This window comes from Eubacterium sp. AB3007 (assembly GCF_000688015.1).
Taxonomy (GTDB): domain Bacteria; phylum Bacillota; class Clostridia; order Peptostreptococcales; family Anaerovoracaceae; genus Aminicella.
Map to the genome: position 1 here is coordinate 2,155,723 of NZ_JIAD01000001.1, position 26,217 is coordinate 2,181,939.

The 26,217-nt window shown below is 54.8% G+C and carries 22 protein-coding genes; 14 read left to right on the forward strand and 8 right to left on the reverse strand.

Going from position 1 to position 26,217, the window contains the following annotated elements; genetic code table 11:
* Nucleotides 1-17 precede the first annotated feature (17 nt).
* A complete protein-coding gene (locus P156_RS0110185) occupies nucleotides 18-1,325 on the forward strand; it encodes a hypothetical protein (RefSeq protein ID WP_027870019.1) in 1,308 nt (435 codons plus the stop codon).
* A 93-nt stretch (nucleotides 1,326-1,418) separates the two neighbouring features.
* Here the strand turns inward: P156_RS0110185 and P156_RS12445 are convergent, their stop codons facing one another.
* Nucleotides 1,419-1,637 (reverse strand): YlcI/YnfO family protein, encoded by a 219-nt coding sequence (locus P156_RS12445; protein WP_034802531.1) that lies wholly within the window; start codon nucleotides 1,635-1,637, stop codon nucleotides 1,419-1,421.
* 460 nt (nucleotides 1,638-2,097) lie between these two features.
* Between P156_RS12445 and P156_RS0110195 the strand changes: the two genes are divergently transcribed.
* Complete coding sequence (locus tag P156_RS0110195) at nucleotides 2,098-3,504, forward strand: sodium-dependent transporter (protein WP_027870020.1); 1,407 nt, start codon at nucleotides 2,098-2,100, stop codon at nucleotides 3,502-3,504.
* 160 nt (nucleotides 3,505-3,664) lie between these two features.
* Here the strand turns inward: P156_RS0110195 and P156_RS0110200 are convergent, their stop codons facing one another.
* A complete protein-coding gene (locus tag P156_RS0110200; RefSeq protein WP_027870021.1) occupies nucleotides 3,665-4,975 on the reverse strand; it encodes a DUF1015 domain-containing protein in 1,311 nt (436 codons plus the stop codon).
* Nucleotides 4,976-5,080: 105 nt separating this feature from the next.
* Nucleotides 5,081-5,908 carry a hypothetical protein gene (locus P156_RS0110205; RefSeq protein ID WP_027870022.1) on the reverse strand — a complete coding sequence of 276 codons (828 nt, stop codon included), beginning with the start codon at nucleotides 5,906-5,908 and terminating at the stop codon, nucleotides 5,081-5,083.
* Nucleotides 5,909-6,162: 254 nt separating this feature from the next.
* Here P156_RS0110205 and P156_RS12450 point away from each other — a divergent pair, with 254 nt between their 5' ends.
* Nucleotides 6,163-6,468, forward strand: coding sequence for a transposase (locus P156_RS12450; protein WP_034802323.1), 306 nt, complete (start codon nucleotides 6,163-6,165; stop codon nucleotides 6,466-6,468).
* Nucleotides 6,469-6,479: 11 nt separating this feature from the next.
* On the forward strand, nucleotides 6,480-7,337 hold the full coding sequence (locus P156_RS0110215) for an IS3 family transposase (protein ID WP_051600425.1): 858 nt from the start codon (nucleotides 6,480-6,482) through the stop codon (nucleotides 7,335-7,337).
* A 230-nt stretch (nucleotides 7,338-7,567) separates the two neighbouring features.
* Here P156_RS0110215 and P156_RS0110220 read toward each other — a convergent pair whose 3' ends face one another.
* Genes P156_RS0110220 through P156_RS0110230 form a run of 3 tightly spaced genes read right to left on the reverse strand, consistent with a single transcriptional unit; the run spans nucleotide 7,568 to nucleotide 10,256 of the window.
* On the reverse strand, nucleotides 7,568-8,338 hold the full coding sequence (locus tag P156_RS0110220) for a ThiF family adenylyltransferase (protein WP_027870023.1): 771 nt from the start codon (nucleotides 8,336-8,338) through the stop codon (nucleotides 7,568-7,570).
* A 26-nt stretch (nucleotides 8,339-8,364) separates the two neighbouring features.
* Nucleotides 8,365-9,087 (reverse strand): response regulator transcription factor, encoded by a 723-nt coding sequence (locus tag P156_RS12455; RefSeq protein ID WP_051600901.1) that lies wholly within the window; start codon nucleotides 9,085-9,087, stop codon nucleotides 8,365-8,367.
* Nucleotides 9,084-10,256, reverse strand: coding sequence for a HAMP domain-containing sensor histidine kinase (locus P156_RS0110230; protein WP_027870024.1), 1,173 nt, complete (start codon nucleotides 10,254-10,256; stop codon nucleotides 9,084-9,086). Before P156_RS0110230 ends, P156_RS12455 begins: the two co-directional genes overlap by 4 nt.
* A gap of 145 nt (nucleotides 10,257-10,401) precedes the next feature.
* Here P156_RS0110230 and lepA point away from each other — a divergent pair, with 145 nt between their 5' ends.
* From lepA to P156_RS0110255, 5 genes are read left to right on the forward strand one after another with little or no spacing between them, the layout of a single operon-like run.
* Nucleotides 10,402-12,216 carry a translation elongation factor 4 gene (gene lepA, locus P156_RS0110235; RefSeq protein WP_027870025.1) on the forward strand — a complete coding sequence of 605 codons (1,815 nt, stop codon included), beginning with the start codon at nucleotides 10,402-10,404 and terminating at the stop codon, nucleotides 12,214-12,216.
* A 1-nt stretch (nucleotide 12,217) separates the two neighbouring features.
* Nucleotides 12,218-13,333: a radical SAM family heme chaperone HemW gene (hemW, locus tag P156_RS0110240; protein ID WP_027870026.1), complete on the forward strand. Its 1,116-nt coding sequence runs from the start codon at nucleotides 12,218-12,220 to the stop codon at nucleotides 13,331-13,333.
* Between the two features lie 16 nt (nucleotides 13,334-13,349).
* Nucleotides 13,350-13,685 (forward strand): Dabb family protein, encoded by a 336-nt coding sequence (locus P156_RS12460; protein WP_051600903.1) that lies wholly within the window; start codon nucleotides 13,350-13,352, stop codon nucleotides 13,683-13,685.
* A gap of 11 nt (nucleotides 13,686-13,696) precedes the next feature.
* The gene (gene glpK, locus P156_RS0110250) at nucleotides 13,697-15,208 is read left to right on the forward strand and encodes a glycerol kinase GlpK (protein ID WP_027870027.1); all 1,512 of its coding nucleotides are present in this window, start codon (nucleotides 13,697-13,699) and stop codon (nucleotides 15,206-15,208) included.
* A gap of 22 nt (nucleotides 15,209-15,230) precedes the next feature.
* The gene (locus P156_RS0110255) at nucleotides 15,231-16,601 is read left to right on the forward strand and encodes an MATE family efflux transporter (protein WP_027870028.1); all 1,371 of its coding nucleotides are present in this window, start codon (nucleotides 15,231-15,233) and stop codon (nucleotides 16,599-16,601) included.
* Here the strand turns inward: P156_RS0110255 and P156_RS0110260 are convergent.
* Nucleotides 16,598-17,434, reverse strand: a complete 837-nt coding sequence (locus P156_RS0110260; RefSeq protein WP_034802534.1) for a patatin family protein — start codon at nucleotides 17,432-17,434, stop codon at nucleotides 16,598-16,600. The two genes, P156_RS0110255 and P156_RS0110260, sit on opposite strands and share 4 nt — an antisense overlap.
* 9 nt (nucleotides 17,435-17,443) lie before the next feature.
* Complete coding sequence (locus tag P156_RS0110265; RefSeq protein WP_027870030.1) at nucleotides 17,444-19,231, reverse strand: ABC-ATPase domain-containing protein; 1,788 nt, start codon at nucleotides 19,229-19,231, stop codon at nucleotides 17,444-17,446.
* Nucleotides 19,232-19,381: 150 nt separating this feature from the next.
* On the opposite strand from P156_RS0110265, the gene P156_RS0110270 reads away from it, so the two are divergent.
* The 5 genes from P156_RS0110270 to P156_RS0110290 all read left to right on the forward strand — a co-directional run bounded on the left by P156_RS0110270 (nucleotide 19,382) and on the right by P156_RS0110290 (nucleotide 26,171).
* Nucleotides 19,382-19,858 (forward strand): SprT-like domain-containing protein, encoded by a 477-nt coding sequence (locus P156_RS0110270; RefSeq protein ID WP_027870031.1) that lies wholly within the window; start codon nucleotides 19,382-19,384, stop codon nucleotides 19,856-19,858.
* Nucleotides 19,859-19,943: 85 nt separating this feature from the next.
* A complete protein-coding gene (gene guaA, locus P156_RS12465) occupies nucleotides 19,944-20,918 on the forward strand; it encodes a glutamine-hydrolyzing GMP synthase (protein ID WP_081818547.1) in 975 nt (324 codons plus the stop codon).
* A 561-nt stretch (nucleotides 20,919-21,479) separates the two neighbouring features.
* Nucleotides 21,480-23,564 carry a YhgE/Pip domain-containing protein gene (locus P156_RS0110280; protein ID WP_027870032.1) on the forward strand — a complete coding sequence of 695 codons (2,085 nt, stop codon included), beginning with the start codon at nucleotides 21,480-21,482 and terminating at the stop codon, nucleotides 23,562-23,564.
* 1 nt (nucleotide 23,565) lies between these two features.
* The gene (locus tag P156_RS0110285; protein ID WP_027870033.1) at nucleotides 23,566-24,033 is read left to right on the forward strand and encodes a hypothetical protein; all 468 of its coding nucleotides are present in this window, start codon (nucleotides 23,566-23,568) and stop codon (nucleotides 24,031-24,033) included.
* Nucleotides 24,030-26,171 carry a YhgE/Pip domain-containing protein gene (locus P156_RS0110290; RefSeq protein WP_027870034.1) on the forward strand — a complete coding sequence of 714 codons (2,142 nt, stop codon included), beginning with the start codon at nucleotides 24,030-24,032 and terminating at the stop codon, nucleotides 26,169-26,171. The genes P156_RS0110285 and P156_RS0110290 overlap by 4 nt, the downstream gene beginning before the upstream one ends.
* Nucleotides 26,172-26,217: the final 46 nt, after the last annotated feature.

Genomic DNA, 26,217 nt, shown 5'->3' on the forward strand with positions numbered 1-26,217 from the left:
GAAAGGGGTATAGGGAAATGAAAGATCAAAACAGTTACAATCTGAATGGCCTAAGGGCCGTGTTCTGGGGCATGCTGCTTGAGATCGTCTCCAATGTAGGTGCCAGCGGGATGGGAGCGGTCCGCACAAAGTTCTCCGGAGAGATGCTGAACTACATCGGCATCGGGTTTAGTGCGGTGAGTATCCTGGCTTTCTTGATGGTGATTATAGGGCTTTCGCAGGTCGGGAAGTACTCGGCTCACTTCCGCCGCTCCAGAAACTACTATCTGTGGAGTCTCCTGCTTGCGGTGGTGGCCGTGGGCCTTGCAGTGGTGGCCGTATGGTTTATCGATACCGATCAGGATTCCTCCCGCACCATGCTGGGTACAGTGGGCATGATCGTCGGTGCGATGGTATTGATCCTTCTGGCAGGATGGCTGGATATCCTGAAAATCAAACAGATGATGAACGGCTGTGCGCAGATCGCACGGCAGAATGACGAAAAGCGCTATGCGGGCCGCTGTACCAGAGCCTGGATCTACTACATGTTCTTTGCGGTGGTGACCGTTGTTCTCCTGGCGATCCTGGTAGTAGTCGCAATTCGTTCACTGCTGACGACAGCTGATACCACCGGTGGACAGATCAATTCCATCGAGGATATGGCAGGTGGATTTGAATATTTCTTCTATGTGGCTGGCGGGCTGGCAATCTCTTGTATCCTGCTCCTGATCAGTTATCTTCTGGTGATGGGCAAGGTGAACGGAACGCTGATGCGCTACCACAAGGTAGAGATTCCTCTGGGGGTATTAGAGGACGAGGAGGAAGTTCCTATGCCGCCGGTAGAGAAGACAGAATCCGCTTCAGCCGATGCAGGCACAAAGCAATTAGCACCAGAGGTGCCGGAACCGCCAAAAACGCAGGAAGTACCAGAGCCTCCGGCAGCACCGAAGACAACGGAAGAAGTGAAATCGCCTGTAGCGGAGGAAGAACCATCGGCCCCAGCAAAAGAAGCTTCGACAGAAGCAGCGGAACCGGCAGAGACAGTGGACTCTGCAGAGTCCAAAGCACCTGAAGATCCGGTCGTACCAACACCCTTGAAGCAAGGCGGCAAACACGCTAAACCTTCTGTGTTTGCAAAACAGGCACCTTCCAAACATACCGCCCCCAAGAAGGCACAGTCGAAACCGATGCCTTTGGTAGATGAACTTGCGAAGGAACTGTCGCTGCGCGAAAAGGCTGCGGAGACCAAGACGATAGAGATGCCGAAGGAATCACCGGCCGAGGCAGCCCCGGAAGCGCCGGAGCTGTTCGAAGAGGGGATGGAACCGAAAGGGTTTGACAAATAAAATAAGAGAATGAGCGAGGAGCCGCATATGGAAATGTATGCCAGATAGCATGCAATTCCATATGCGGCTCCTTGTACTTGTTAGGGTTGCTCATCATCTGGTCTTCTTGTCGGTGGGGATCGTCAGATCAGGCAAAGGCGTTGTCACTGCGTCATCGTCCATGTGCGCCAGCGCATATTCGCAGGCCTGCAGCACAAAACTGGAGAATGACGTATCAGAACCCGCCACCGCATTGATCTGTTCGATCAGTGGTTTAGGAAATCGGATTGTCTTGTTTTCGGTCTCGTTTTTCTTTTTGAGAATGAATGGCATGACAAATTAACTCCCTTCCATCATTCATATTATACTGCATTTTGAAAAATAATACAGCGAGATGTTTGTATTGCTATATGTATTGCTAAATATATTGCAACCTGCGTTATAAAGTGGTATGATGATAGTGTGGTTGCGGTATAGAAAGGGGAAAGAACGTTGCGGTTTTATACTGAGGACTACGACCTGCGCCCGCATCAGCGATGTGGGCGCAGGTACTGTCCGACCCGTACGGATGTCAGTCGAAGCGAGGCAAAGGGCTTTGTGCCCCGGCATAGGGTCGGATATACCAGGCTGCAGAATGTCAGGAACTACGAGGAAAACAGTTTCTGGCGAGCAGTGTTTTTGTGTAGACTTACAAGAAATTTGAATAAGAATATAGATGATTGACAAAGCAGTCATAACCTCTTATAATAGTTTTATTCTGTGTTTATAAAATATATTATGGAGAGGTTTTATTATGGAAAAAGTTAACGAAAAAGGCCAGTGGGAATCGCAATTTGGATTCCTGATGGCAACCATCGGGTCGGCAGTAGGGCTGGGCAATCTGTGGGGGTTCCCGTATAAGATGGGAAGCCACGGAGGGTTCGCTTTTCTGTTGATCTATTTGTTACTGTTTATCACCGTTGGTGTTGCGATGACGTTGACAGAGCTTTCGTTGGGACGTAAGACCGGAAAGGGCGTCATCGAAGCCTGGGGGGCACTGGGCAAGAAGTACCGGTTCATCGGCTGGCTTGGCTGGTTGTCGCCGTTCTTCATTCTGGCCTTCTACACTGTGCTCGGAGGCTACTGCATCAAGTACATCGTGGCCAACTTTGGTGACCTGATCGGCGCCGGTTTTGGCATCGGGGATGCGGCCAGCGATGTATATTTTGGCACATTCACCGCCAGCATGGGACAGAGCTGGATCTATACGATCATCTTTGCATTGCTCTGCCTGATCGTGGTCATCAAGGGTGTCAGTTCTGGTATCGAGAAGGTATCCACTATCGTGATGCCTGCACTGTTTGTCATGCTGGTGATCGTCATCATCCGCGCCTGCACCATGCCTGGGGCGGGTGCAGGACTCGCATTCATGTTCAAGCCTGATTTCTCCGTATTCGAAGGTTGGGGATGGATCAGCGTACTCGCTTCTGCCGGTGGGCAGTTGTTCTTCTCCCTGTCCCTGGCCATGGGTATCATGATCACCTATGGATCCTACCTGAAGAAGGATGAGAATATCCAGCAGAACTCTATCATCGTACCGCTTGCGGATACCATCGTGGCGGTTATGGCAGGTATGGCCATCATGCCGGCAGTCTTCGCCTCTGGCCTTGACCCAAGCGGCGGCCCTGGATTGATCTTCATCACCTTGCAGACCGTGTTCCAGGCCATGGGAGGCATCGGACCACTCTTCGGTATGCTGTTCTATCTGCTCGTGTTCATCGCGGCATGGACCTCCTGTATTTCCGTGTACGAGGCCTGTGGTTCCACACTCATCGACTGGCAGATTGACAGGGGCAAGCACCCGAGCAGACTGCGTGTCTACGTGATTCTGGGCATCCTGTCCCTCGCGGAGGCTACCATCGTTGCCTGCGACGGTCTGGGCGCCAACGGTTTCCCGCAGATCCTGGGACAGAGCACATGGCTTGACTCCTTCGATCTGGTATCGGAAGGTCTGATGATGCCTCTGGGTGCCTTCCTTACCGCCATCATCTTTGGATGGATCATGCCGGATTACCTGGACGACGAGGTAGAGCAGGCCGGCCACAAGTTCACCATGAAACCATTCTGGAGCTTCTGCATGAAGTTCATCGCTCCGGTCATGATGTTCCTGGTGCTGCTGGGACAGATCAGTAACTTCTTTGGCTTGGGTTGGTTCGCATAATAGGATCGCTACCGATGGGCACGGCAGATCTGAGGAAAATGACGTTCTTTCGATATGCCTTGTCTTTTGAAATAGTGAATTAACAAAGAAAACCCCGTACATTCTATTTGGATACCAAATAGAATTGTACGGGGTTTTATTTGTTGAAGATGTGACGGGTCTATTTCCCGATAAACCGGCTCTCGATGTAGTAACGCTTCTCGTTGGCTTCGCCCATGGAGAAGGTCTTCCGGGGCAGGGCGCCGTCAGCGGCTACAGCTGGGAAGAGCAGCGACTTATCCATTGCAGGGAGTGCAAATCCACAGTTGCCGTCCTTGTCGGACAGGGTCTCCAGGGCCTTGGTGCCGTGGATGTAGTCGATGTCCGCATCACCGCGCTCCTTGACGATCACGTCCAGAGCATTCTGCAGGACACCTACCTCCAGCTTGTTGGAAGGCTCCTCGATGATGACGGTGCAGCGCTTGCCACCGCAGAGGCACGGGATCGCGAAAGCGCCCTCCGGGGCCTCAGTGCCGGCCTCGGCCATGTATGCCTTGCCGTTCTGCTCGTTCAGAAGCTCGATGGTCTCCTTGACGATGTCCTCGCCGGTCTTGCCGCCCTTGGCGAACAGTACACGATGGATGGGCTCGAACACGATGCCTGCGTCGTGGATGTTCTCGATCTCGCAGAGAGCATATCTGGCAGGATGGTTCTTTGCCTCTTCTGGTGTCAGGGTCTTCTTCAGGTTCTCCCACATGGTCTTGGCTGTAGCAAGGGAGTGGTTGCCGTCGCCCATGGCCTGGAAGATCACGTGTCCGTCGCCGTATTTCTCGACTGCCTTGTCGAACAGCTTGGACAGTGCCTCCTGCATACCGCCCAGATCTTCTTCCTTGATAAAGGAGCCGGTGACGTGACCGCCGTCCTTCATCAGATCGGTGTCGTACATCTGCTCCTGTGGAGCATTCACCAGAGGTTCGATGACGGACTTCTCAGGATCATCGATGAGGATGATGATGTGGGGCATCTCGATGGGAGCCCCCTCGCGGATCCGAAGTCTTGGTGGGATACGCTCCACCACAGTGCCCTCAGTAGCACGGGTCAAAGACTGGGACCCCTTGTTGAAGTCGTAGCTCTCCAGGTCGGTGGCGATGACCAGACCCAGGTGGGTGCGGCCCTCGGCTGTACGCTTGACCAGCATACCGCCAGCAGGCATCTCCCTCAGCTGACCGTTGGACAAGTACTCGTCCATGGTCTTTCTGATGTTGGCGATCTTCTCTGCCTCGCCTTCCTTCTCCAGATAGATCTCAGGAAGCATCAGACGCAGGGTGGATGGAGCATCTCCAACGATGCTTTCTACGTCATTCCAGTATTCCGGCTCAGAAGTATACTGGTCACAGGCGACGACCGCCCACTTGCTGTAATCGGTGCCTTCCTTCGGAAGCATCATCTTAGGAATGTGGAGACCGAATGTCCCCCAATCATAAACAGCCATAATTAAACCTCCTAATGTTAAACAACAATTCTCACTTAAATTATAATGTACAGCGTCAGAAATTGCAACTGTAATATGAGGGTCTCCGCACGTTCTTTGTGCGTATCAGGCGGCGCGATAAAACATCTTCTCGATCTCCTGTACTTTGCGTGCGATCATCTCGGAACTCGTGTTGTGATCTGCGTCATCGCTGGTGAGGAAGAGGTTGTCACCGATCACATAACCTTCCTTCTGGTAGTAATACAACTTGGCCGTCAGATCGGATCTGTATTTCGCACTCTTCAGCCCTCCGAGATGTTCAATGATGATCATGGTGCCGTCGTAGCACTGGATCATGAAGTCCGGGCAAAGCTCTACCTCCCATCCGTTTTCATCCACCACAGTGATCTTGCATTCGTACCGGAAGGGAATACCTGCTTCCAGCAGAAGGTTGTACCAGAGGGCCTCTCCCTTGGATCGCACACGGGTACCATCCTTGGCATAATTCGCCGACTCAGAAAGCGGATAGGTGTTTTTGGGATAATCCGCGGACGCCCATGCCTTCAGTTCCTCCAATCGCGGATCCCTAAAGCCTTCCCTGCATACCTCGCGGCAGACTCGCGGCAGGTGCCCAATGATACCTGACACGGAGTCGTCCCAAAGATTATTAATTGCTTCTTCCAGAACCTCCTTGTTGTGCTTCAGGATCTCCAGGTGGGCCTTCTTGAAGAAGAGCGAGACTGCTCTCTTCAGTTCCGGAGAGTTGGCCTTGCCCAGGTATAGTCGCTTTTTCTTCTTGTTTTTGGTGATACAAAGATAATAGTAAGTGTGTTTTCTTCTTTTCAGCTTCTCGATGTAGCCGGATTGTTGGAGGTTATCGGACTGGAGAAAATTGATGAGGCGCTGAATGCGCTTCAGTTCGTGTAAAATGGACCTTTTGATAATCTGTATCATTGCGTAGGATCCCTCCTTCTGAGCAACTGTATGGAGTAGTACTGGTGATTTGCAATAATGACAGTGGCGGCGCCACGGCGAAATCTAAAGAATGACCATCATCAAAAGAAAGATTCGCCGGATCGATGCTGGCGGTTTTTCGTATTGGTAATGGCGGCGCCACTACTGCACAAAGCATTCGCCGGTATTGAGGTGTACCCCAAAAAGTAGAGTCTGCAAAGCATGGTATAATGCATGTAGATTGGAGGTACACCATGTCAAGAACAAATTACAGCAAACAGTTCAAATTGATGGTGGCAAAAGAAGCATTGCTGCCTGAAAACAAGAATCTGGAACATGTCATAGCCGACAAGTACGGAATCATGCCGTGGACTGTCATACGATGGCGTAATCATCTTGCTGAAGTTGGTGAAGATAAAGCCTTTCGAAAAGGGTTTACCAAATCAGATAAGAGGACCGATCGGGAAAAAGAGCTTGAAAAAGAGAACGCAGAGCTTCGTGAGGAGGTCGAAATACTAAAAAAAGCAGCGGCCTTCCTTGCAAATGTAAAGCGCGATTGAAATATCTTTTCATGCGTGAGCATAAACACGAGCACAGCATTGCGAGGATGGCCAGAGTACTAAAGGTGTCAGAGAGCGGATACTACAAATGGCGCAGACGAGTCGATGGGCCACTTACGGAGAAAGAGAAAGAAGACCTTAAGATCACAAAAGAGATATACGACATATACAGAGCTTCCAGAGGATCATACGGATCAAGAAAAGTAACCGTTATCCTGAATAAAGGTCGCAAAAAACGTGTCAACCATAAACGTGTCGAGAGGATCATGCAGGAGTGCGCTCTCTTTTCCAGGACATGCAGAAGGTTTGTCTGCACGACGGATTCAGACCATGACGAGCCAATCGCCGACAATCTTATCGACAGAGACTTCAGCGTTGATGCCCCGGATAAAAAGATGGTAAGTGATACAACAGTCATTGCTACGGAGCAGGGAGATCTGTATGTGGCCGGAATACTGGATCTGTATGGAAGGCTTCCCGTAGGGTTGGCAATGAGCGTGCATAACGATAGATTTCTGGTAATGGATGCATTAAAAGATATGCTTCTCAGAGGCTGTGGAAGTCCGGGATGCATCATACATTCGGACAGGGGTTCGACCTACTGTTCGAAGGAATACAGGAGAATGCTGAGCAGGCAGGGATTCATATGCAGCATGAGCCGTAAGGGAGATTGCTGGGACAATGCACCAATGGAAAGTTTCTGGGGTAAAATGAAGTCAGAATGGCTAAAGAAAAAATACAGAACAATCAACGAGGCAAAAGGTGATATATATGAATACGTGTGGCACTTTTATCCTCGTAAAAGGCCACACGAATCCATCAATTACTCAACCCCGTATGATTATTATCATAGGGGAGAAATCATATAGGAGTGACTCTACTTTTATGGGTACACTTCATATCGCTCTGGTTTGCCATCCGCTCATTGCGTTGTTATCTGCTCCGGAGTCTATTCAGCGTAACAACTTTACCATATCCTGTCAATAGCCAGTGAAACATTCGTACTATTCCCTTACAACCAGCGTCATATATGCTCGGGGGCTGGATTCCAATAAAAAACGCGGTTTTCACCGCGTGATTTCCCTCTTGGGTCGTAAAATCAGTCTTGTTTTCCCCCTTTGGTGCGTAGGGCAGGGTCGAACTGCGTAAGGTCCCGCACCACCTCTGATGCCAGCAACAGGCCTGCGGCGGGGGGGACAAAGGCGGTCGACCCGGGGACACTTCGTCTGACAGGCGCGCCGTCTGCAGGGCTTTGTGCGGGGGTGTCAGGGAGTTCCATCGGACGGATGGGCGCCTCGGTAGACCAGACCACCTTCAGATGGGGGATGCCCCGCTTGCGCAGTTCTCTGCGAACCACCTTGGAGAGAGGATCCGTATGGGTCTTACTGATATCAGAGACCATGAGCTTGCTTGGATCCAGTCGGTTGCCGCATCCCATGGCCGAGATCACCGGGGTGCCGGCAGCATGGCAGCGGGAGATGATGTCCAGTTTGGCAGAGACCGTATCAATGGCATCGATCACGTAGTCGTAGGCGCCGAAATCCACATGATCCCCCAGGCAGGGCAGGTAGAACACTGGATAAGTGTTGACCCGGATAGCGGGATTGATGGACAGCACCCTCTCCCGAGCGACTTCCACCTTGGGCCTTCCGATCGTGTCCTCCGTAGCCAGGATCTGACGGTTGATGTTGGTGAGATTGACCTCGTCATTGTCCACGATGTCCAGGGTGCCGACGCCGCTGCGAGCCAGTGCCTCCAGAGCGTAACCGCCAACACCGCCAACACCAAACAGGAGTACACGGCAGCCGGACAGGCGTGTGATCGCTTCCGGCCCCAGCAGGCGGGCCGTTCTCTGAAATCTTTGGTCCATAGTTTGCCTCCATTACTGATTGTTCTCTAACTATTATATAGGAAACCGTCAGAATTGCAATGCTGGCCGCAAAATCTGTACCCCGCCCCCCAAACCGTTTCGATGTAGCGCGGGCGGGCGGCATCGGGCTCCAGTTTTTCGCGGAGACGGTTGATATGCACTGCGACAGTAGCACTGTCTCCCAGAGCGTCCATCCCCCATATATTCTCATAGAGCGCTTCCCGGCTGAAGACTGTATCTGCATGGAGCATCATGAACAAAAGGAGCTCGTACTCCCGGTTCTTCAGGGACACCTCCCGATCCTGCACATAGACCCGGTGCGTGTCTGTATTCAGCCGGATCTCCCCTAGCCGGATCTCCGAAGTAGGCCGGCGCTTGCCCCGAAGACGGTCATACTGATCCAGGTTGGCTCGGATCCGAGCCATGAGCACGCCCGGAGAAAAAGGTTTATCTATATAGTCGTCTGCCCCCAGGCCGAGGCCGCGGATCTTGTCAATGTCCTCTCGCCTGGCCGTCACCATCAGGATGGGGATATCCAGGTGCTCCCGTAGTTTCCGGCAAACAGTGAACCCATCCATGCCGGGGAGCATCAGATCCAGAAGGATCAGGTCGAACCGGTTTTCGAGCCCCATCCGGAGCCCCTCCGTTCCGTCGGCGGCAATCTCTACTTCGTAGGAGAACGCTGCCAGATAATCCCTCTCGATGGCTGCGATGTCCTTATCGTCTTCGATGATCAGTATTCTCTTCATGGCCGTTCCTCCTCTGCCAGTGGCAGTTCGATCCTTATACAAAGCCCTCCACTCTCCGCGTTCTCCGCCCAAACGATCCCGCCCATCTGCGCGGCGCAGCGCCGGACGATGGAGAGCCCCAGGCCACTACCGGAAGCCGGATGCTGCCGGGCTTTGTCGCCACGGTAGAACACGTCGAAGAGGCTGAGCAGGGCTTCCTCTGGGACACCGGGGCCATCGTCACTGGCAGTGAACAGGCATCGATCACCGCGGTTTTCCAAGGTCAGTGTCATATGGGCCGGGGTGTGCGATCGGTACTTCAGGCTGTTTTCGCAAAGGTTGGCGAGAATGCGTAAGAGCATCGTTCTGTCTCCCTGAATAGTAGCAGGACAAATCCTGGTGAGGAGCACCAATCCGCGGCGTTCGTAGTCGTCCCCATGCTCCTGCAGAAAGGCAACGATGGTGCGATCAAGACGGAAGCGCTGCCTGGGGGGAGCCGCAGCCAGATCCAGCTTGGAGTAAGTAAATACCTGAGAGACCAGGTGATCGATCTCTTCCGTCTTTCGGTGGATCGTCTTCAGGTAGTTGAGGCGATCTGCCTCCGTTTCGGCCACGCCATCCATGAGTCCTTCCGTATAGGCTCGGAGGGAGGTCAACGGGGAGCGCAGATCATGGGAAAGACCGGCCAGAAGCAGCTTTCGGTTCTCCTCGTTTTGCTGGGTCTGCTCTACAGAGACCTTCAGACGGGAGGCCATCTCGTTGAAGGCCTGGCAGACCGGGGCAAACTCATCCTGTGCCTCATAGCAGATCCTGTGCTCCAGATTCCCCTGTCCGATCTGTATGACGCCGTCCGAAAGAATATCCAGAGGTTCTCGGATATGGCGAAATACGAACTTTGTCAGGAACCGGTTGGTTAGCAGGATAGTAGCAGCACTGGTGAGGATGAGGATCAGGAGGATCGTCCCCATGGCCTCCCCGGGGCCAAAGAAAACGCCGTGACCGTCGAACAACTGCAGGGCCATCTGAGGATGCGTGTGGGGCCGGGGACCATAATGCCGGATCTCCTCGGCGGAAGCGTACATCAGTCCCCAGAGCAAGCGGACACTGACGATCCCCACCAGGGCGGTGGCTCCTACCGGCACAAGGATCATGAGAATGTTTGAGATGCGTAGGCGTTGCTTGATGGTCATGGAGAGACTCCTTTCTTGAGATTATACTAACTCACTTTCTTGAATACTGTTTGTGGAGGATATGAAAAGTTTGTGTTGGCTGAACCTTGACGGAACGGATTCTGGACTTTACAATATGATAAGAAACACACCAACTGGAGGACCTATGGAGAAGGATTATCAGAAATATATACGCAACTTTAGCATCATTGCCCATATCGACCACGGCAAGTCCACCCTGGCAGACCGGATCATCGAGAACACCGGACTGGTGGCCCACCGGGACATGAAGGAACAGTTCCTGGACAACATGGATCTGGAGCGAGAGAGAGGCATCACCATCAAACTGCAGACCACCCGTCTGGTTTACAAGGCTCAGGATGGGAACGAGTACGTGTTCAACCTCATCGATACCCCGGGACATGTGGACTTCAACTACGAGGTCTCCCGGAGTCTGGCTGCCTGCGAAGGGGCTGTGCTGGTGGTGGATGCCACCCAGGGCGTAGAGGCGCAGACCATGGGAAACGTGTACCTGGCTCTGGACGAGGATCTGGAGATCCTGCCCTGTCTGAACAAGATGGATCTGGCCAGCGCCAGACCGGAGGAGACCAAGCAGGAAATCGAGGACATGATCGGCATCGATTGCGAGGATGCACCGTTGATCTCCGCCAAGGCGGGTACAGGCATCGACGAGCTTCTGGAACAAATCGTTGCTCACATCCCGGCGCCTTCCGGTGACCCAGAGGGGAAGCTGAAGGCACTGATCTTCGACTCCGTCTACGATAATTACAAAGGCGTAGTGATCTATACCCGGATCTTTGATGGCAGTGTCAAGGTAGGGGATATGATCCGTCTGATGGCCACCGACAAGAAGTACGAGGTCACTGAGGTAGGCGTTATGGCCCCTGGCCATGTGCCCACCAAGTACCTGCGGGCCGGTGATGTAGGTTATATCTGTGCCAGCATCAAGCAGGTGGCGGATGCACGTGTGGGTGACACCGTAACGCTGGCAGCAGATCCAACGGAGGAGGCGCTGCCAGGCTACAAGAAGATCCAGTCCATGGTCTACTGTGGCATTTATCCGGCCGAGGGAGAGAAATACGAGCCGGTGAAAGATGCGCTGGAGAAGCTCCAGGTGAACGATGCGGCCTTCCTGTTCGAGCCGGAGACCTCTCAGGCTCTGGGATACGGATTCCGTTGCGGGTTCCTGGGCCTGCTGCACATGGAGATCATCGTGGAGCGTCTTGAGCGGGAGTTCGACCTGTCGGTGGTCACCACTTCCCCCAGCGTCGTCTACAAAGTCATCCTGAACGATGGCACAGAGAAGATGATCGAGAACCCCACCAACCTGCCAGACCCCACCGAAATCGACCATATTGAGGAACCGGTGGTGAAGGCCAACATCATGATCCCCAAGGACTACGTTGGAGCCATCATGGAGCTCTGCCAGCAGCGGCGCGGCAAGATGCTTTCCATGGACTACATCACCACCGAACGTGTGGATATCCACTATGAGATGCCTCTGAACGAGGTTATCTATGACTTCTTTGACGCACTGAAATCCAAGACCAAGGGCTACGGTTCCCTGGATTACGAGTTCGTCCGCTACGAGAAGTCCAATCTGGTGAAGCTGGATGTGCTTCTGAACAAGGAGATGGTAGATGCCTTCTCCATGATCGTCCACGAGTCCAACGCTTATGCGAGAGGGCGGTTTGTCTGTGAGAAACTGAAGGAGATCATCCCGATGCACCAGTTCGAGGTGCCCATCCAGGCAGCCATCGGCCAGAAGGTCATCGCCCGGGAGACAGTGAAAGCGTACCGGAAGGATGTCATCGCCAAGTGCTACGGTGGCGACATCTCCCGTAAGAAGAAACTCCTGGAGAAACAGAAGGAAGGAAAGAAGCGCATGCGCCAGTTTGGTAAGGTGGAGGTGCCCCAGGAGGCCTTCACGGCTGTGCTGAAGTATGATGACAACAAGTGATATGAAGAAACTGGGAATCTACATCCACATCCCCTTCTGCAGGCAGCGCTGTCTCTACTGCGGATTTCATTCCAACGCCACAGGTGAGGGCGCCGGCGGCCGGCAGGCCATGGCCGCCTATGTGCAGTGGCTCATCGGCCAGATCATGGAGAAGGGAAAACAATACAGGAAACAATACACCGTAGATACGGTGTTCATCGGCGGCGGGACGCCGTCTATGCTGTCGGCGGCGGCAGTAGAAGCGATCCTGGGCGCCGTGCGGGAAAGTTTTGTGCTGGAGAGCGAAGCGGAGATCACCATCGAGGCCAATCCGGACAGCCTGGACGCCGGGAAACTGAAGCGCTATCTGGGAGCCGGGATCAATCGGCTGTCCATGGGGGTGCAGTCCTTTGATGACGGGCTGCTGCAGACCCTTGGGAGGGTGCACGATGCGGCGGAAGCGGAGACGAAATTCCGGCTGGCACGGCGGGTAGGCTTTCGGAACATCAACCTGGATCTGATGTTCGCTATTCCGGGACAAACCAAGGAGCAGTGGCGCCAGACCCTGGAGACAGCCCTGAGGCTGGAACCGGAGCACATCTCTTTCTATGCGGTACAGATCGAGGAGGATACACCGTTCTATGATGCGTACCTGGAAGGGACGCTGCCGCTGGTGCCGGAGGAGGAGGATCGGGCCATGTACCACGAGGCCATCCACCTGCTTGGTGAGAAGGGATATAAGCACTACGAGATCTCCAATGCGGCCAGAGAGGGCATGGAATGCCGGCATAATCTTAAGTACTGGACGTTCCAGGAGTATCTGGGGATCGGAGACAGCGCAAGTTCGTTTATGAACGGGGTGAGGACTACCGAGAAGCCACGGGAGGAGTATCACGAGAACGACATGGAGGACAACACGGCGGAGTTCGTGTTCACCGGACTTAGGCTGACAGAAGGCATCCGAAAGTCGGAGTTTCAGGCACGGTTCGGACGTCCCTTCTGGGAAGTCTATGGGACCCGGCGAGCAAGGCTGGAAGAGTTTTTTGGGAGTGGTGCGTTGATCGAGGAGGGAGACGTGCTCCGCCTGTCGGAGCACGGCATCGACATCTCCAACCAAATCATGTCACTGTTCGTGTGAGTAAGGAGGAATCGATATGGTAAAGCACATTATTCTGTGGCAGCTGAAGGATGAGATCGAGAACAAGGATGAGATCGTGAAAGGCATCAAGGAAGGTCTGGAGAGTCTGGCGGGCAAGATTCCGGGGCTGGTGGACATCCACGTGAATACCGGCGCTCTGGCTTCTTCCAACGCGGATGCCATGTTGGATTCCACCTTTGTGGATGAAGAGGCGCTGAAGGGATATTCTGGGCATCCGGAGCATGTTGCCGTGGCCAGCACCATGATCCGCCCTTACTACAAGAACCGGGTCTGCCTGGATTACGAGGTGGAGGAATGGGAAACTGGCGGCAGCCAGCAGGCACTGCACTAGGGGAGTGAACAATGAGCAAGTATATCATGGCACTGGACCAGGGTACCACCAGCTCTAGGTGCATCATTTACGACAAGCAGGGGCAGACGATCAGCGTGGGACAGATGGAGTTCACCCAGTACTTTCCTCAGGAGGGATGGGTGGAGCATGATGCAGAGGAGATCTGGACCAGCCAGATGACGGTGGCCAACGAGGCCCTCCTGAAAGGTGGCCTGACCTATCGTGACATCGATTCCATCGGAATCACCAACCAGAGAGAGACCACCATCGTGTGGGATAAGCACACGGGGGTGCCGGTCTATCACGCCATCGTGTGGCAGTGCCGCCGGACGGCGGACTACTGCGAGGAGCTGGGAAAGGACGCGGCGCTGGTGGAGCGGATCCGCCAAAAGACCGGTCTGATCCTGGATCCCTATTTCAGCGGCACAAAGCTGCGCTGGATCCTGGAGAATGTGCAGGGAGCACGAGAGAAGGCGGAGGCGGGGGATCTGCTGTTCGGCACAGTGGAGACCTGGCTGATCTGGAAGATGACCGGCGGCAAAGTCCATGTGACGGACCTTTCCAACGCCAGCCGGACCATGCTGTTCAACATTCATGATCTATGTTGGGATCAGGAGATTCTGGATCTGCTAGGCATTCCTTCCTGTATGCTGCCCACGCCGGTCTCCTGCAGTGAAGTCTATGGAGAGACCATGCCGGAACTATTCGGCGGCGCCCTTCCCATTGCAGGCGCGGCCGGTGACCAGCAGGCGGCGCTGTTTGGCCAGACCTGTTTCTCGGCAGGAGAAGCCAAGAGCACCTACGGTACAGGGAACTTTCTGTTGATGAATACCGGGGAAACACCGGTACTCTCCGAGAATGGTCTCCTGACAACCATCGCCTGGGGTCTGAACGGGAAGGTGAATTACGCTCTTGAGGGCTCCGTGTTCGTGTGCGGTGCCGCCATCCAATGGCTGCGGGACGAGCTGCACATTCTGGAGAACTCGCCGGAATCGGAGGCGATGGCGCTGTCCGTGGAGGATACAGCGGGGCTTTACATCGTTCCGGCTTTTGTAGGACTGGGGGCACCATACTGGGATCCCTATGCACGGGGTGCGATCTTTGGCATCACCCGGGGCGCCAACAAGAACCATCTGGTTCGCGCTACACTGGACTCCCTGGCGTATCAGTGTTACGATCTGCTGACCGCCATGAACCGGGATGCAGCAGCCTCCTCTGCGGGGCTGGCGGGTCTCACCGCCCTGAAGGTGGACGGTGGTGCCTGTGCCAACAACTACCTGATGCAGTTCCAGTCAGATGTGCTGGGCTGCGAGGTGCTGCGACCGGCATGTATCGAGACCACCTCGTTGGGAGCGGCTTATCTGGCGGGGCTGGCCACCGGATTTTTCCGGGATCTGGAGGATGTGAAAACCAACTGGCAGGTAGATCGTGTGTTTGCACCGGCCATGTCAGAGGAGAAGAGATCCGCGCTGCTGGCAGGCTGGAAGGAAGCAGTCAGTAGAACCATGGGGTGGGCGAAATAGCCGCCCCTTTTTCAGGCATCCTATGTTGAAAACTGATAAGAAAACAAGTTCCATCGATATGACCAGGGGCCCTTTGATGTGGCCCCTGGTCAGGTTCATTCTTCCGGTGATTGGAGGCAGCCTGTTCCAGCAGCTGTACAACACGGTGGATTTTGTTTTTGTGGGTAATTTCATGGACAAAACCGCAGCAGCAGCGGTCGGAGCCAGCGCTACGCTGACATATATCACAGTAGGGATGTTTCTGGGGATCTCTGCAGGCTGCAATGTGGTGGCCGCACAGGCCATCGGGGAGAAGGATCATCGACGTGCGGAGGAGGTCCTGCATACATCGGTGTCGTTTGGTGTGATCGCGGGAGTGATCGTTATGCTACTGGGGATCCTTCTGGCACCGCCGATCCTGGCTGTTCTGCACACACCAGAATCCGCCATACCTCAGGCCGTCCGATATCTTCGGATCTATCTGCTGAGTCTGCCCATGGCGGTGTTCTACAACATGGTGTCCGGCTGCATGCGCGCGGAAGGGGATTCTCGCTCACCTTTCCTGGTACTGGCCAGCTGCGGTCTCCTAAATGTGGCGCTGGATGCGCTGTTCGTGGTGGGATTGAGATGGGGTGTAGAAGGGACCGCTGCGGCAACGGTGCTTGCCCAGGGGGCTTCTGCTGTATTGGTGGGGCTCATGGCCTGTGGAAAGACCCGAGCGATGCGTCTCCAACTCCAGAAACTGCGTATCCACAGAGAGGTATTGCACCGTATTCTCTTCATCGGTCTGCCCACAGGGGTGCAGACCACCGTCATCACGATCTCAAATATCATCTTTCAATACTTTATCAACGGTTACGGAGAGACAGCGGTGGCAGCTTTTGCTACCTATTATAAGGTAGAGAACTTGGTCTATCTGGCGATCCTGGCGTTCGGACAGGCAGCGATCAGTTTTGCGGGCCAGAACGTCGGTGCCGGTAATATCCGCAGACTGCGGAAAGGGATCCTCTTCATCGCAGTCCTGGGGGCTGTCGTATCGGAGATCGGTGCAATGTCCATACTGGTGTTTTCCCAGACAGTATTTCGATGGTTCATGAAAGATCCGGAGGTGATCGCAGTCGCGGTGGAACTGGCGGCCTTGTCCTTCCCGTTCTATTTCATCTATCCTTTCCAGGAAGTGTACAGTGCTGCGGTACGCGCAATGGGGTACGCATTTCATTCTCTCGCGGCGATCGTGGTCAACCAGTGCATCCTGAGGATCGTGCTGCTTGCTTTGTTCACCGGGATCTTCCATACAGTCCGCTCCCTGGCGACCGTCTACCCCATCACCTGGGCCACGGCAGCGGCGACCTATGTGGCATTGTTCTATCTGCTGCTGCGGCAGCCTTATTGTGAAAAGAGTTCCCGGGATTAGCCCAGGAACTCTTTGATCTTTTCTGCGTCTTTGTAGCCTTTGTCATACATTTTCAGCATGGTGGCTTTGTCCTTGGTGAGGGTGTCCATGCCGCCGATGTCGTCAGGGGCGACGATCAGTACGCGGCCCTCTGCTGCGTACTTTTCGCAGAGATCCAGCTCGTAGTTGTAGAGCCGTGCCCGCATGGTCAGTGCCTTGGCCGCCCGGGGATAGAAGGGGGCAAACGTCTTGGCGAACCGTTCGTCTTTCTTGCTGCCCCGTCGGTAGTCACGGGGCCTGGTGAGGATCAGGACCACCTTGTCGCAGCCTTCTTGGAAAGCCTTCTCGATTGGGATGGGGTCTGCGATGCCGCCGTCGTAGAGCTTGCGTCCCCGGAAGGGATATGGCCGGTCGATAGCTGGCACGCAGCTGGAGCCCATGATGGCACCGTAATCATCCTGGGCGATGTCGTCCTTGGTGTAGTAGATGGGAAGGCCGGTCTCCGCGTCAGTGGCGACGACGATGAACTTCTGGTCGCTGGCCGCGATGGCCGGGTAGTCCAGCGGATACTCTCCATCCGAGTTGCTGAGAGTTCCGTAGATATATTCCAGATTGACAAAGTATCCCTTCCGCAGCATGTTTCCAAAGCTCATGTATTCCTTGCGGAAGGCGTAATCCGAGTAGAATTTCAGGGTACGTCCCCGCTGCCCGGCAATGTAGGTGACCATGTTGGCGCTGCCTGCTGAAATGCCGATGCAGCAGTCGAAGTGTATGTTGTTATCCAGGCAGTAATCGGCCACAGCGGCCCCGTAGATGCCGCGCATGCCGCCGCCCACGTCTATGATTCCATTCATTGTATTCTCCTATCTGATCTTCAGTTTCCTGTAACGGTTGATGCAGGCGTACAGCTCCTGCTTGCGGGGCATGGTCAGGTTGCCCGGAAGGCCCGGCTGCGCATCAGAGAGGAGGCGTCTTCGGTTCTGCCCGCCAGTCCCGGTGCTCCCGCCACTCCCGCTCTCGCGAAGCGCAGCGAATCCGTCTGCTTCTATCTGGCTCCAGTACTCTTCCACGATATCCTGCAGTGTTCTGTGTCCGTCGAACCGGCTCTCCAGAAGTTGCGCGGTCATCTTGCCCAGGCAGGTGAGCTGCTGGGAAGTGACCAGTTGCTCCAGGTAACGCAGGTCAATGAGTTCCTTGCTGATCTCCACCCCGTCTGTTCCGTTGGTGCGGATCTTGATGCGTCCCTTGTAGCGAAGATCACCGCCGCGCTGCGGGATTCGGTCGTAGGAAGGCTCCCGGAAAGGAGGGGGATCTCCTGCATCGCCCACAGGATGAGCGGCTGCTGCTGCCTTGGCCCGTTCGGTGATGTCTATCGGCCGGTAGTGGTCCATCTGGATGATCCGGTCCGCATCCCGGAAGAAGGCGCCGGAGCTTCCGGCCACGATGATGGTGGAGATGCCGCATTGCTCATACAGATCCCGAATGCGCTCCAGGAAAGGCGTGATAGGCTCGTGCTCCGGATGGATCACCTCCTGCATCAGGTCATCCCGCACCATGAAGTTGGTGGCGCTGGTGTCCTCGTCGATGAGAAGGGCGGAGCACCCGGCTTCCATGGCTTCCACCGTGTTGGCTGCCTGGGAGGTGCTCCCGCTGGCGTCATCCGTGCGAAAACTGTGGGTGTCCTTGCCATTGGGCAGGTCACTGATGAATAGGGAGATGTCTGTCCCATCGATGCGTCTGCCGTCCTCGGCGCGGATCTTCACTGCCGCCGGATCCGTCACGATATACTCTCTGCCATCTCCCGGTATGTGGGGGTAGATGCCTGTTTCCAGTGCCTTCAGCAAGGTGGACTTGCCGTGGTAGCCACCGCCTACAATAAGGGTGATGCCCCGGTGGATCCCCATGCCGCGTAAGGGCCCGAAGTGGGGCAGGTCCATGGTAACGGACATGCTCTTCGGTGCGCGGAAGGGGACGGCGCCCTGCATGGGGCGCTGAGAGACGCCGGATTCCCGCGGGAGCACGGCGCCATCTGCCACAAAACCGATCAACCCCTGCTCCGCCAGCTGCTGTTCAATATACTGCCTGTCCTCAATGAGCTGGATCTGCCTTTCCAGTGCTTGTTTGCGGCAGGTGCGATAGAGCAGAGTGCGTTCGATCACCTCTGGAAGGTCGGTGAACAGCATCCGCTCCAGTTGACGAGCGTCGATGGTCCGGCCATGGGCAGGAAAGCCCGCGTCAAACCGGACGATCAGGTCGCCGGTACCGCGCCAGTCGATGCAGCAACCTGTGCGAGGCAGGATCTCCTGGCCCGGTCTGGTCGCACCGAAGGTGCCGCTCTTGCCGCTGCCCAGCCGCTTGGAGGCAGCGGAGATCTCCCGGGAAAACGCCCGTAGGAGAAAATCGCAGAGGGCGTTTGCTTTGTGCCTGGCATCGAAGTAGTCTGGAGGAAAGCCGGCGATGTCTCCGCGCAGAGTAACGCTCAACGAAGAAGGGGCAGCGAAAGGGTCGCCCTGCACATGCTCTATGCGGAGGATGTAGGCCTCGCCGCCCGGAGTGTGAAATTGATAACTCCCCCGCGTGTCCTTGTAGGCGGGGTAACCGCGGCGGTCGATGCGCCGCAGGATTTCTTGTAAGTCTCTGGAAGTGTTCATGAAACTATTCTATCAAATATGTCAAGTGCATGCAAGAAATCGACATATTCCGGACACAGGGTTGTGTATAATGGATAGGATATTTGTTTCCATTGATCTGTTGTCTTGCTATGATTTTGTGTGGTACAATACTACAAAAACGAGGATGAGATGAAAGATCTGCAGGAAATATATCATCGGTGTGTAAAAGAGCTGGCATCTATCGGTATTCACCCGGGGAAGATCAGCGCTGTGACCATCAACACACGGGCAAAGAAGCGTTGGGGACAAGCGAAGCGACAGGGGGGCAGCTGGGAGATCAGCATCTCGGACAGGCTGCTGGCGGATGATCTACCGGACTGGCCGCTGCGGGATACCATGTTCCACGAGCTTCTGCATTGCGTGGAAGGGTGCCGGGGTCACACAGGGAAATGGGCCAGGCTGGCAGCAAAGTGCAATGCTGAGCTGGGGACGCATATCCGGACCAGAACCAATTTCGACGGACTGATCGAGGAGGAGCCTTCCCGGTACGTGATCCGGTGCACGCGGTGCGGGCAGACCTTTGGGAGGGATCGCGTGTCGAAGCTGGTGCGGCATCCGGAGGATTACCGCTGCCGGTGCGGCGGCACGCTGAAGAGAATTCGATAGAGGACAAGTTCCCCTTGTGTTCTACTGTAGAAAAGGTGTATAATAACTTATTGTTATACTTGAGATATATGAAGGAGGAGAGTCTATGGCAGGTAACATTCGTCCGGAAACGATGGAACGTATCACGACGCCGGAACTGGCGAAGGCATTTATTGACGAACAGATCGCGGAGGTTCGCGCACAGGTAGGAGACAAGAAGGTATTGCTGGCTTTGTCTGGCGGTGTGGATTCGTCTGTAGTGGCGGCTCTGCTGATCAAGGCCATCGGCAAGCAGCTGGTGTGCGTGCACGTGAACCACGGACTGCTGCGGAAGGGCGAGCCAGAGCAGGTCGTCAAGGTCTTCAGGGACGAGCTTGGCGCCGAACTTGTATATGTAGACGCCGTAGACAGATTCCTGGATAAGCTGGCGGGAGTTGAGGATCCTGAGACCAAGCGGAAGATCATCGGCGCGGAGTTCATCGAGGTGTTCGCTGAAGAGGCAAGCAAGCTGGATGGTATCGAGTTCCTGGGGCAGGGCACCATCTATCCGGACATTCTGGAGAGCGACGGTGTCAAGGCTCACCACAACGTAGGCGGCCTCCCGGAGGACCTGCAGTTTGAGTTGGTGGAGCCGGTGAAGCTTCTGTACAAGGACGAGGTCAGAGTGGTCGGCAAGGAACTGGGACTGCCGGATAACATGGTCTATCGTCAGCCTTTCCCGGGCCCAGGTCTGGGTGTCCGCTGTGTAGGCGCCATCACCCGCGATCGTCTGGAGGCGGTTCGTGAGGCAGATGCCATCGTCCGTGAGGAGATCGGCAAGATGGATCCGGTACCCTGGCAGTATTTTGTGGCGATTCCGGATGTGAAGTCCACCGGTATCAAGGACGGCAAGCGTTACATGGGATGGGCGGCCGTGATCCGTGCCATCAATACAGTGGACGCTGTCACCGCGCAGTCGGTGGAGATCCCCTGGAGCATGCTCACACGTATCCGTGACCGTATCATCGCTGAGGTGGACGGCGTGAACAGAGTGCTGTGGGATGTGAGTGACAAGCCGATCAGCACGATTGAGTGGGAGTGATGTCCGAGAGGCAGGCACGAAGTGCGCAGGCAATCGGGTAACATTACAGAAGCCCGCGATTGATGGGCCGTAGGCGAGGATCGCAGGGAATAGTTGCGGATTGTTACAGGACAGAGGTCATTACATTGGGACAGCTGCTGTCAAAGGGAACGACCGTTTAGCAGCCTGAGATTCATAGTTAATAAACCAAAGACTTCAAGAGAGACTTCTTTCCTGGAGTCTTTTTGGTTACTGCGAACAGTGATGAAATCTACCTGTCCTATGGCGGGTACACTTATCCTGAAAACAGGATCATGTCTGGATACATCAAAAAGTAGTGGTGACGCCATCATTAAATACGCAAAGTCACCACTACCAAGGAGCGGGTTTTCGGGGAAAGATAGTGGCGGGTTCAGTCAATGGTAGTGGTGACGCCGCTATCATATCAGGAAGTCACCACTACCCCCGGCCATGCTCTCAGAAAAATGGCACCCCTTTTGGAAGGGTGTCATTTTTTTGTTCAAAAGCATTAGATATGTGTTAGAATGTAGACATATTGATTAGATAGCAGGAGAGATCAAGTTGAGAACAGTATTTGGTATTTTAAGAGACGATCTGCGGTCCATCGCCACACGCCCGTTCGTGCTGGTGGTGGCTTTTGGTATTGCGCTGTTGCCGTCCCTCTATGCCTGGGTGAACATCTATGCCAACAGCGATCCCTACGTCAACACCAGCGGCATCAAGATCGCGGTGGCGTCCAGAGACAAAGGCTATGAGCAGGACGGCGAATATGTCAACAAGGCCAGTAACGTAATGGACAGCCTCCGAGATAACCATAAGATCGGTTGGCAGTTCCCCGGCGATGCGGAGAAGGCCATAGAAGGAGTCAAAGCAGGGGAGTATTATGGTGCGATCGTGTTTGAGGAGGACTTCACGTCCAGTATGTATCACCTGGAGGAGACTCTGGCCGCAGAAGAAGCGCCCATCACCTTCTACAGCAATGCCAAGAAAAACGGTGTAGCCTCCAAGATCACAGCCTCGGCAGCAAACAATGTGCTGGAGCAGATCAACACGGAATACCTGCGGACCGTATTTGGCATGCTCTTTCAGGATACAGGAGATCTGGCGGGGAAACTGGAGGACAGCAAGGCTGTGGACAAGATGCTGAACCAACTGTCGGACACCAGGGACGCTCTGGGAGACTTCTCTTTGGCAATCAGCCAGTTTACGGACGCCAGTGGGACGCTCGGACGATCCTTGGAGGATGCGAAGACAGATCTGCGAAGCGCCCGCAGCCAGGGGAAGTCCGATGTGGCCAAGGCAAAGAAACGTTACGAAGAGACCAAGGCTGCGCTCCATACGATCGATCAGGAGATCGACAAAGAAAACATCAGACTGAAGGCGGCCATCGATGATCTGAAAAAGGCGCTGGATTCCATAGAGGGCGCCACAGCACCAGAGCGACAGAAACTAGCGGCAGAGGCGGCGGAGAAAAACGGCAAGATCCTGACGATACTGCAGGATCTACGGAAACTCATCCCGGAAAACGCGAAGACCATCGGAGCTCAACGGGCCGGGGATTCTCTGGACCAGATGATCGCGTCCTCAGAGAAGATCCAGAAAGAACTCACACAAAGCCCTGTTCAGGAAGAGAACCTCACGAACGCAGCGGAGGAAATTGCGGTGCTGACGGCTTTGTACAAGGATCACCTGAAGCCGGGGCTCGCGCAGATGGTGTCGGATATCCAGACTGCGGTGAAGAACCTGCAGCCCCTTCTCACTTCCGCAAGCGGTATGCTGGACGATATCTATCCTGTGATCGATGCAGCAGGGGATACCGTGAGCAGTCTGGATGGCTCACTTATTCAGCTGCAGGCAGTACTCACCGCGCTGGAAAGTAAACTTAATGATGTAATTAGAGAAGTGAAGGCAGCGGACCAGGATGAACGGAAACAGAAACTTATTGACCTTCTGGGGGGAGACCCAGACCGTTACGGCGAGTTTTTTGCTGATCTGGTAGGGGCAGAGACAGAGGAAATCTATGCGGTCGAAACCTACGGCACGGCCATGACGCCCTTCTACACGGTCATTGCCCTGTGGGTCGGGGGTGTCATGCTCATCTCTGTACTGAAGACAGAGGTCAGGCGGCGTAAGTTCCCGGATGCCACAGAGAAACAGTGTTTCTTTGGCAGGTTACTGGTGTTTCTTCTGATCGGACAGGTCCAGGCGGCAATCATCATAGCGGGGGATATCCTTCTGCTCCATTGCCATCCCGCTCATCCATGGCTGATGTGGCTGGCAGCAGCGGTGATCAGCTTGACCTTTGTGACAGGGATCTATGCCCTGGCATCATCCCTGGGGGACATCGGCAAGGCCATCGTCTTTGTCGTATTGTTTATTCAGATTGCCGGCTCCGGAGGCACGTATCCCATCGAGGTGCTGCCGGAGATATTCAGCAAATTTTTCCGGTTCCTGCCCTTCCCTTATGCGGTCAATGCGGTGAGGGAGACGGTCATGGGCATGTATGAGAACGATCTCTGGATCTATCTGGTGGAGGTGCTTCTGTTCTTTGGTGTGGCCCTCCTGTTTGGGATGTATATGAAGAGGCCATTCGCTGGTGTGAGAGAGTTCCTGGAAGAGAAGCAGAAAGAGACGGGGGTGATGTAGGATGGAGAACAGAGTACATAACGACCGTTACCAGGCGCTGCGTCATGAGCTGGAGAGCAATGCGTGGCAGCTTCATCACAGAAACAAACAGCGGATCAAGGCGGGAATCATAAGCCTGCTCGTGCTTCCGTTTGTCCTATGTTTTGTTCGCTGGGTCACGGAAAGCGACAAGATCGTGTTCATGTTGATCTGGATCCTCTTGCTGTTCATCATCTGTTGTTACCTGATCGGCGTGGGCTATCTGGATGATTGGCTCCAGAAGATCCTGGGGGAAATGACCGGTGAGGAGGAGTCATTCGACAGCCTGCTGGCAGACCCGGATGAGGTGAAAGCTGAGATGAAGGAGAAGTTGAGAGAGCGGATCGAGGCGCGGGCCAAGGGGGCTCCAGTTGGGGAGTCCCAGAACGCAGCAGCTGTCTCGCAGGACCTCGAGGGAGAGAACCTGTCAGAGGAAGGGGGCTGCGAATGAGGAGCATATGGAACATCGTCAGGCAGGACTTCCGCGGACTTACAGGAAGCGTGGTAGGTATTGTGATCCTGGTGGGGCTTATCGTCGTGCCTTGTCTGTTTGCATGGTTCAACATCTTCTCCAACTGGGCGCCCTTTGCAGAGAGCGCAACGGGGCGTGTCCCGGTTGCCGTGGCCAGTGAGGATGAAGGCGTGACCATGTTGGGCCTTAAGATCAACGTGGGAGATAAATTCCTGGATGCCATCGCCGGAAATAATCAGATCAAGTGGGTGCAGGTGTCCGGCGAGAAGGAAGCCAGAAAGGGGGTTCGCGCCGGGGATTACTATGCGGCTATCGTAGTACCGAAAGGCTTCAGTGCGGATGTCATGAGTTTTTCCACCGGAACGCTGCATCACCCCAGGATCCACTATATTGTCAACGAGAAGATGAATGCCATCGCTCCGCGGATCACAGACAGCGTCCGCGCCACCATGCAGGAGGAGATCGACGCGGCGTTCGTGGAGACCCTTGGAAAATTTGCTGCGGAAGGACTGGCAGTGGCGGATGCGGCCGGGTTTGACCCACAGAAGATGTTCTCTGATATGGGGAAAGAGATGGAGACGCTCAGTGCGGATCTGGCGACCACGGTCGTTCTGGTGAAGGGAGCGGCCGGTCTGTCGGATGCCGCAGAGGAACTGCTGAAGGCCTCGGATACATTGCTGGACAGTACAGAGGACACGCTGGCAGAGAGCGAGGGGGTACTGAAGTCATCAGAGAAGAAAGTTCCGAAATCCGCAGACACAAAGCCAGTGACCGACGCCATACAGAAGGAGGCGGATCTTCTGACAGAGGATATGGACAGGCTGTCTGCTGATCTGAAAAAGGCACGTACCGATCTGAACAGTTACAATCAGTTTGTGGAGACGGATCTCGCCAGAAGGAAGACGCTGGTCGATAGCATGAGCTCCTCGGTGGACAAGATGGAGAGGCAGCTGAGAGACCTGAACCTTACGGGGCTGGCGGATCGGTTCGCCAGAGTGGCGGACAAACTTGAGTCTGCCTCAGACAGTTTGGGAAACCTGACAAAGGCCGATGAGGCCTCCTGGGCCGCCACACAGAAGAAGATCGACGATCTTCTGGCAGATCTCGAAGAGACCAGAGGCCGGGTGAACAAGATCTCCGGTGATATGGGGCGGGATCTGGATGGGAAACTGAATAGATCTCTGGCGGATGCCCGCGCCGCCATTGCCGGCGTGCGTAAGTCTTTGTCCGGAGTCTATGGAGATCTGGGCAGTCTGGAAGAGGTTTTGAGTGGATCGGAAAAATCGCTCAGGACGCTGGAAGACGGATTGGGGCAGACCGTAGAGACACTGTCCTCTCTGCAAAACGGATGTCTGACACTGGGCAGAATGTTCGACCGGCTGGCAAACAGCGGCAAGTTGAAGGATATGAACAATCTTCTGGTGGACGACGCTGAGGCGATCGCGAAGAACCTGGCCAGACCCATCCGGATGGAAACAAAGATCATCTATCCAGTGGAGCATTTCGGCTCAGTCATGGCATCTTTCTATACGACCGTGGCCCTGTGGATCGGAGCGCTGCTGGCGACACTGCTGATCAGCTCCAAGGTCAATCGGCGTGAGGAAGAGGAGGAACCGAGGTTGTATCAACGGTTCTTTGGAAGATTCAGGTTGTTCATGATGATCGGGATCTGCCAGGCGCTGCTGGTCACCGTGGGAGAGTTATTATACGTGGGGATCGACTGTGTCCATCCGTGGCTGTATGTTCTGGCGGCAGCGGTGATCAGCGTAGTGTTCTGCGCCATCATCTACTCTATACACTATGTGCTGGGGAAGATGGGGCTGGCGCTCTGCGTTGTGATCATGGTGGTCCAGGTGGCAGGGGGCGGAGGCACCTTCCCGGTAGAAGTGGTGCCCAGGCCCTTCCAGATTCTATATCCGTTCATGCCGTTTCACTATGCCATGGATGCCATGAGGGAGTGCATAGCTGGAATGTACGGCACATATTATATCCGTTGCCTGGGAACACTGCTTCTGTTCGCGGCCGGATGCTTTGGGATGGCATTTCTGCTGTACCGGCCGCTCCATAAGCTCATGGAGAAGATGGAGTCCAGCATGGAAGAAAGCGGGATCATGTGATCGATATATAGATTCGGTGTTGAACGCGAGATCGATGGATCTTCAG

Bases quoted from the DNA above. Each gene is read 5' to 3' on its own strand.
- P156_RS0110185 (WP_027870019.1), top strand. From the start codon at position 18: ATGAAAGATCAAAACAGTTACAATCTGAATGGCCTAAGGGCCGTGTTC.
- lepA (WP_027870025.1), top strand. From the start codon at position 10,402: ATGGAGAAGGATTATCAGAAATATATACGCAACTTTAGCATCATTGCC.
- P156_RS0110255 (WP_027870028.1), top strand. From the start codon at position 15,231: ATGTTGAAAACTGATAAGAAAACAAGTTCCATCGATATGACCAGGGGC.
- P156_RS0110285 (WP_027870033.1), top strand. From the start codon at position 23,566: ATGGAGAACAGAGTACATAACGACCGTTACCAGGCGCTGCGTCATGAG.
- P156_RS0110200 (WP_027870021.1), bottom strand. From the start codon at position 4,975: ATGGCTGTTTATGATTGGGGGACATTCGGTCTCCACATTCCTAAGATG.
- guaA (WP_081818547.1), top strand. From the start codon at position 19,944: ATGGCAGGTAACATTCGTCCGGAAACGATGGAACGTATCACGACGCCG.
- P156_RS12455 (WP_051600901.1), bottom strand. From the start codon at position 9,087: ATGAAGAGAATACTGATCATCGAAGACGATAAGGACATCGCAGCCATC.
- P156_RS12445 (WP_034802531.1), bottom strand. From the start codon at position 1,637: ATGCCATTCATTCTCAAAAAGAAAAACGAGACCGAAAACAAGACAATC.
- P156_RS0110265 (WP_027870030.1), bottom strand. From the start codon at position 19,231: ATGAACACTTCCAGAGACTTACAAGAAATCCTGCGGCGCATCGACCGC.
- P156_RS0110195 (WP_027870020.1), top strand. From the start codon at position 2,098: ATGGAAAAAGTTAACGAAAAAGGCCAGTGGGAATCGCAATTTGGATTC.
- hemW (WP_027870026.1), top strand. From the start codon at position 12,218: ATGAAGAAACTGGGAATCTACATCCACATCCCCTTCTGCAGGCAGCGC.
- P156_RS0110220 (WP_027870023.1), bottom strand. From the start codon at position 8,338: ATGGACCAAAGATTTCAGAGAACGGCCCGCCTGCTGGGGCCGGAAGCG.
- P156_RS12450 (WP_034802323.1), top strand. From the start codon at position 6,163: ATGTCAAGAACAAATTACAGCAAACAGTTCAAATTGATGGTGGCAAAA.
- glpK (WP_027870027.1), top strand. From the start codon at position 13,697: ATGAGCAAGTATATCATGGCACTGGACCAGGGTACCACCAGCTCTAGG.
- P156_RS0110290 (WP_027870034.1), top strand. From the start codon at position 24,030: ATGAGGAGCATATGGAACATCGTCAGGCAGGACTTCCGCGGACTTACA.
- P156_RS0110205 (WP_027870022.1), bottom strand. From the start codon at position 5,908: ATGATACAGATTATCAAAAGGTCCATTTTACACGAACTGAAGCGCATT.
- P156_RS0110230 (WP_027870024.1), bottom strand. From the start codon at position 10,256: ATGACCATCAAGCAACGCCTACGCATCTCAAACATTCTCATGATCCTT.
- P156_RS12460 (WP_051600903.1), top strand. From the start codon at position 13,350: ATGGTAAAGCACATTATTCTGTGGCAGCTGAAGGATGAGATCGAGAAC.
- P156_RS0110215 (WP_051600425.1), top strand. From the start codon at position 6,480: ATGCGTGAGCATAAACACGAGCACAGCATTGCGAGGATGGCCAGAGTA.
- P156_RS0110270 (WP_027870031.1), top strand. From the start codon at position 19,382: ATGAAAGATCTGCAGGAAATATATCATCGGTGTGTAAAAGAGCTGGCA.
- P156_RS0110260 (WP_034802534.1), bottom strand. From the start codon at position 17,434: ATGAATGGAATCATAGACGTGGGCGGCGGCATGCGCGGCATCTACGGG.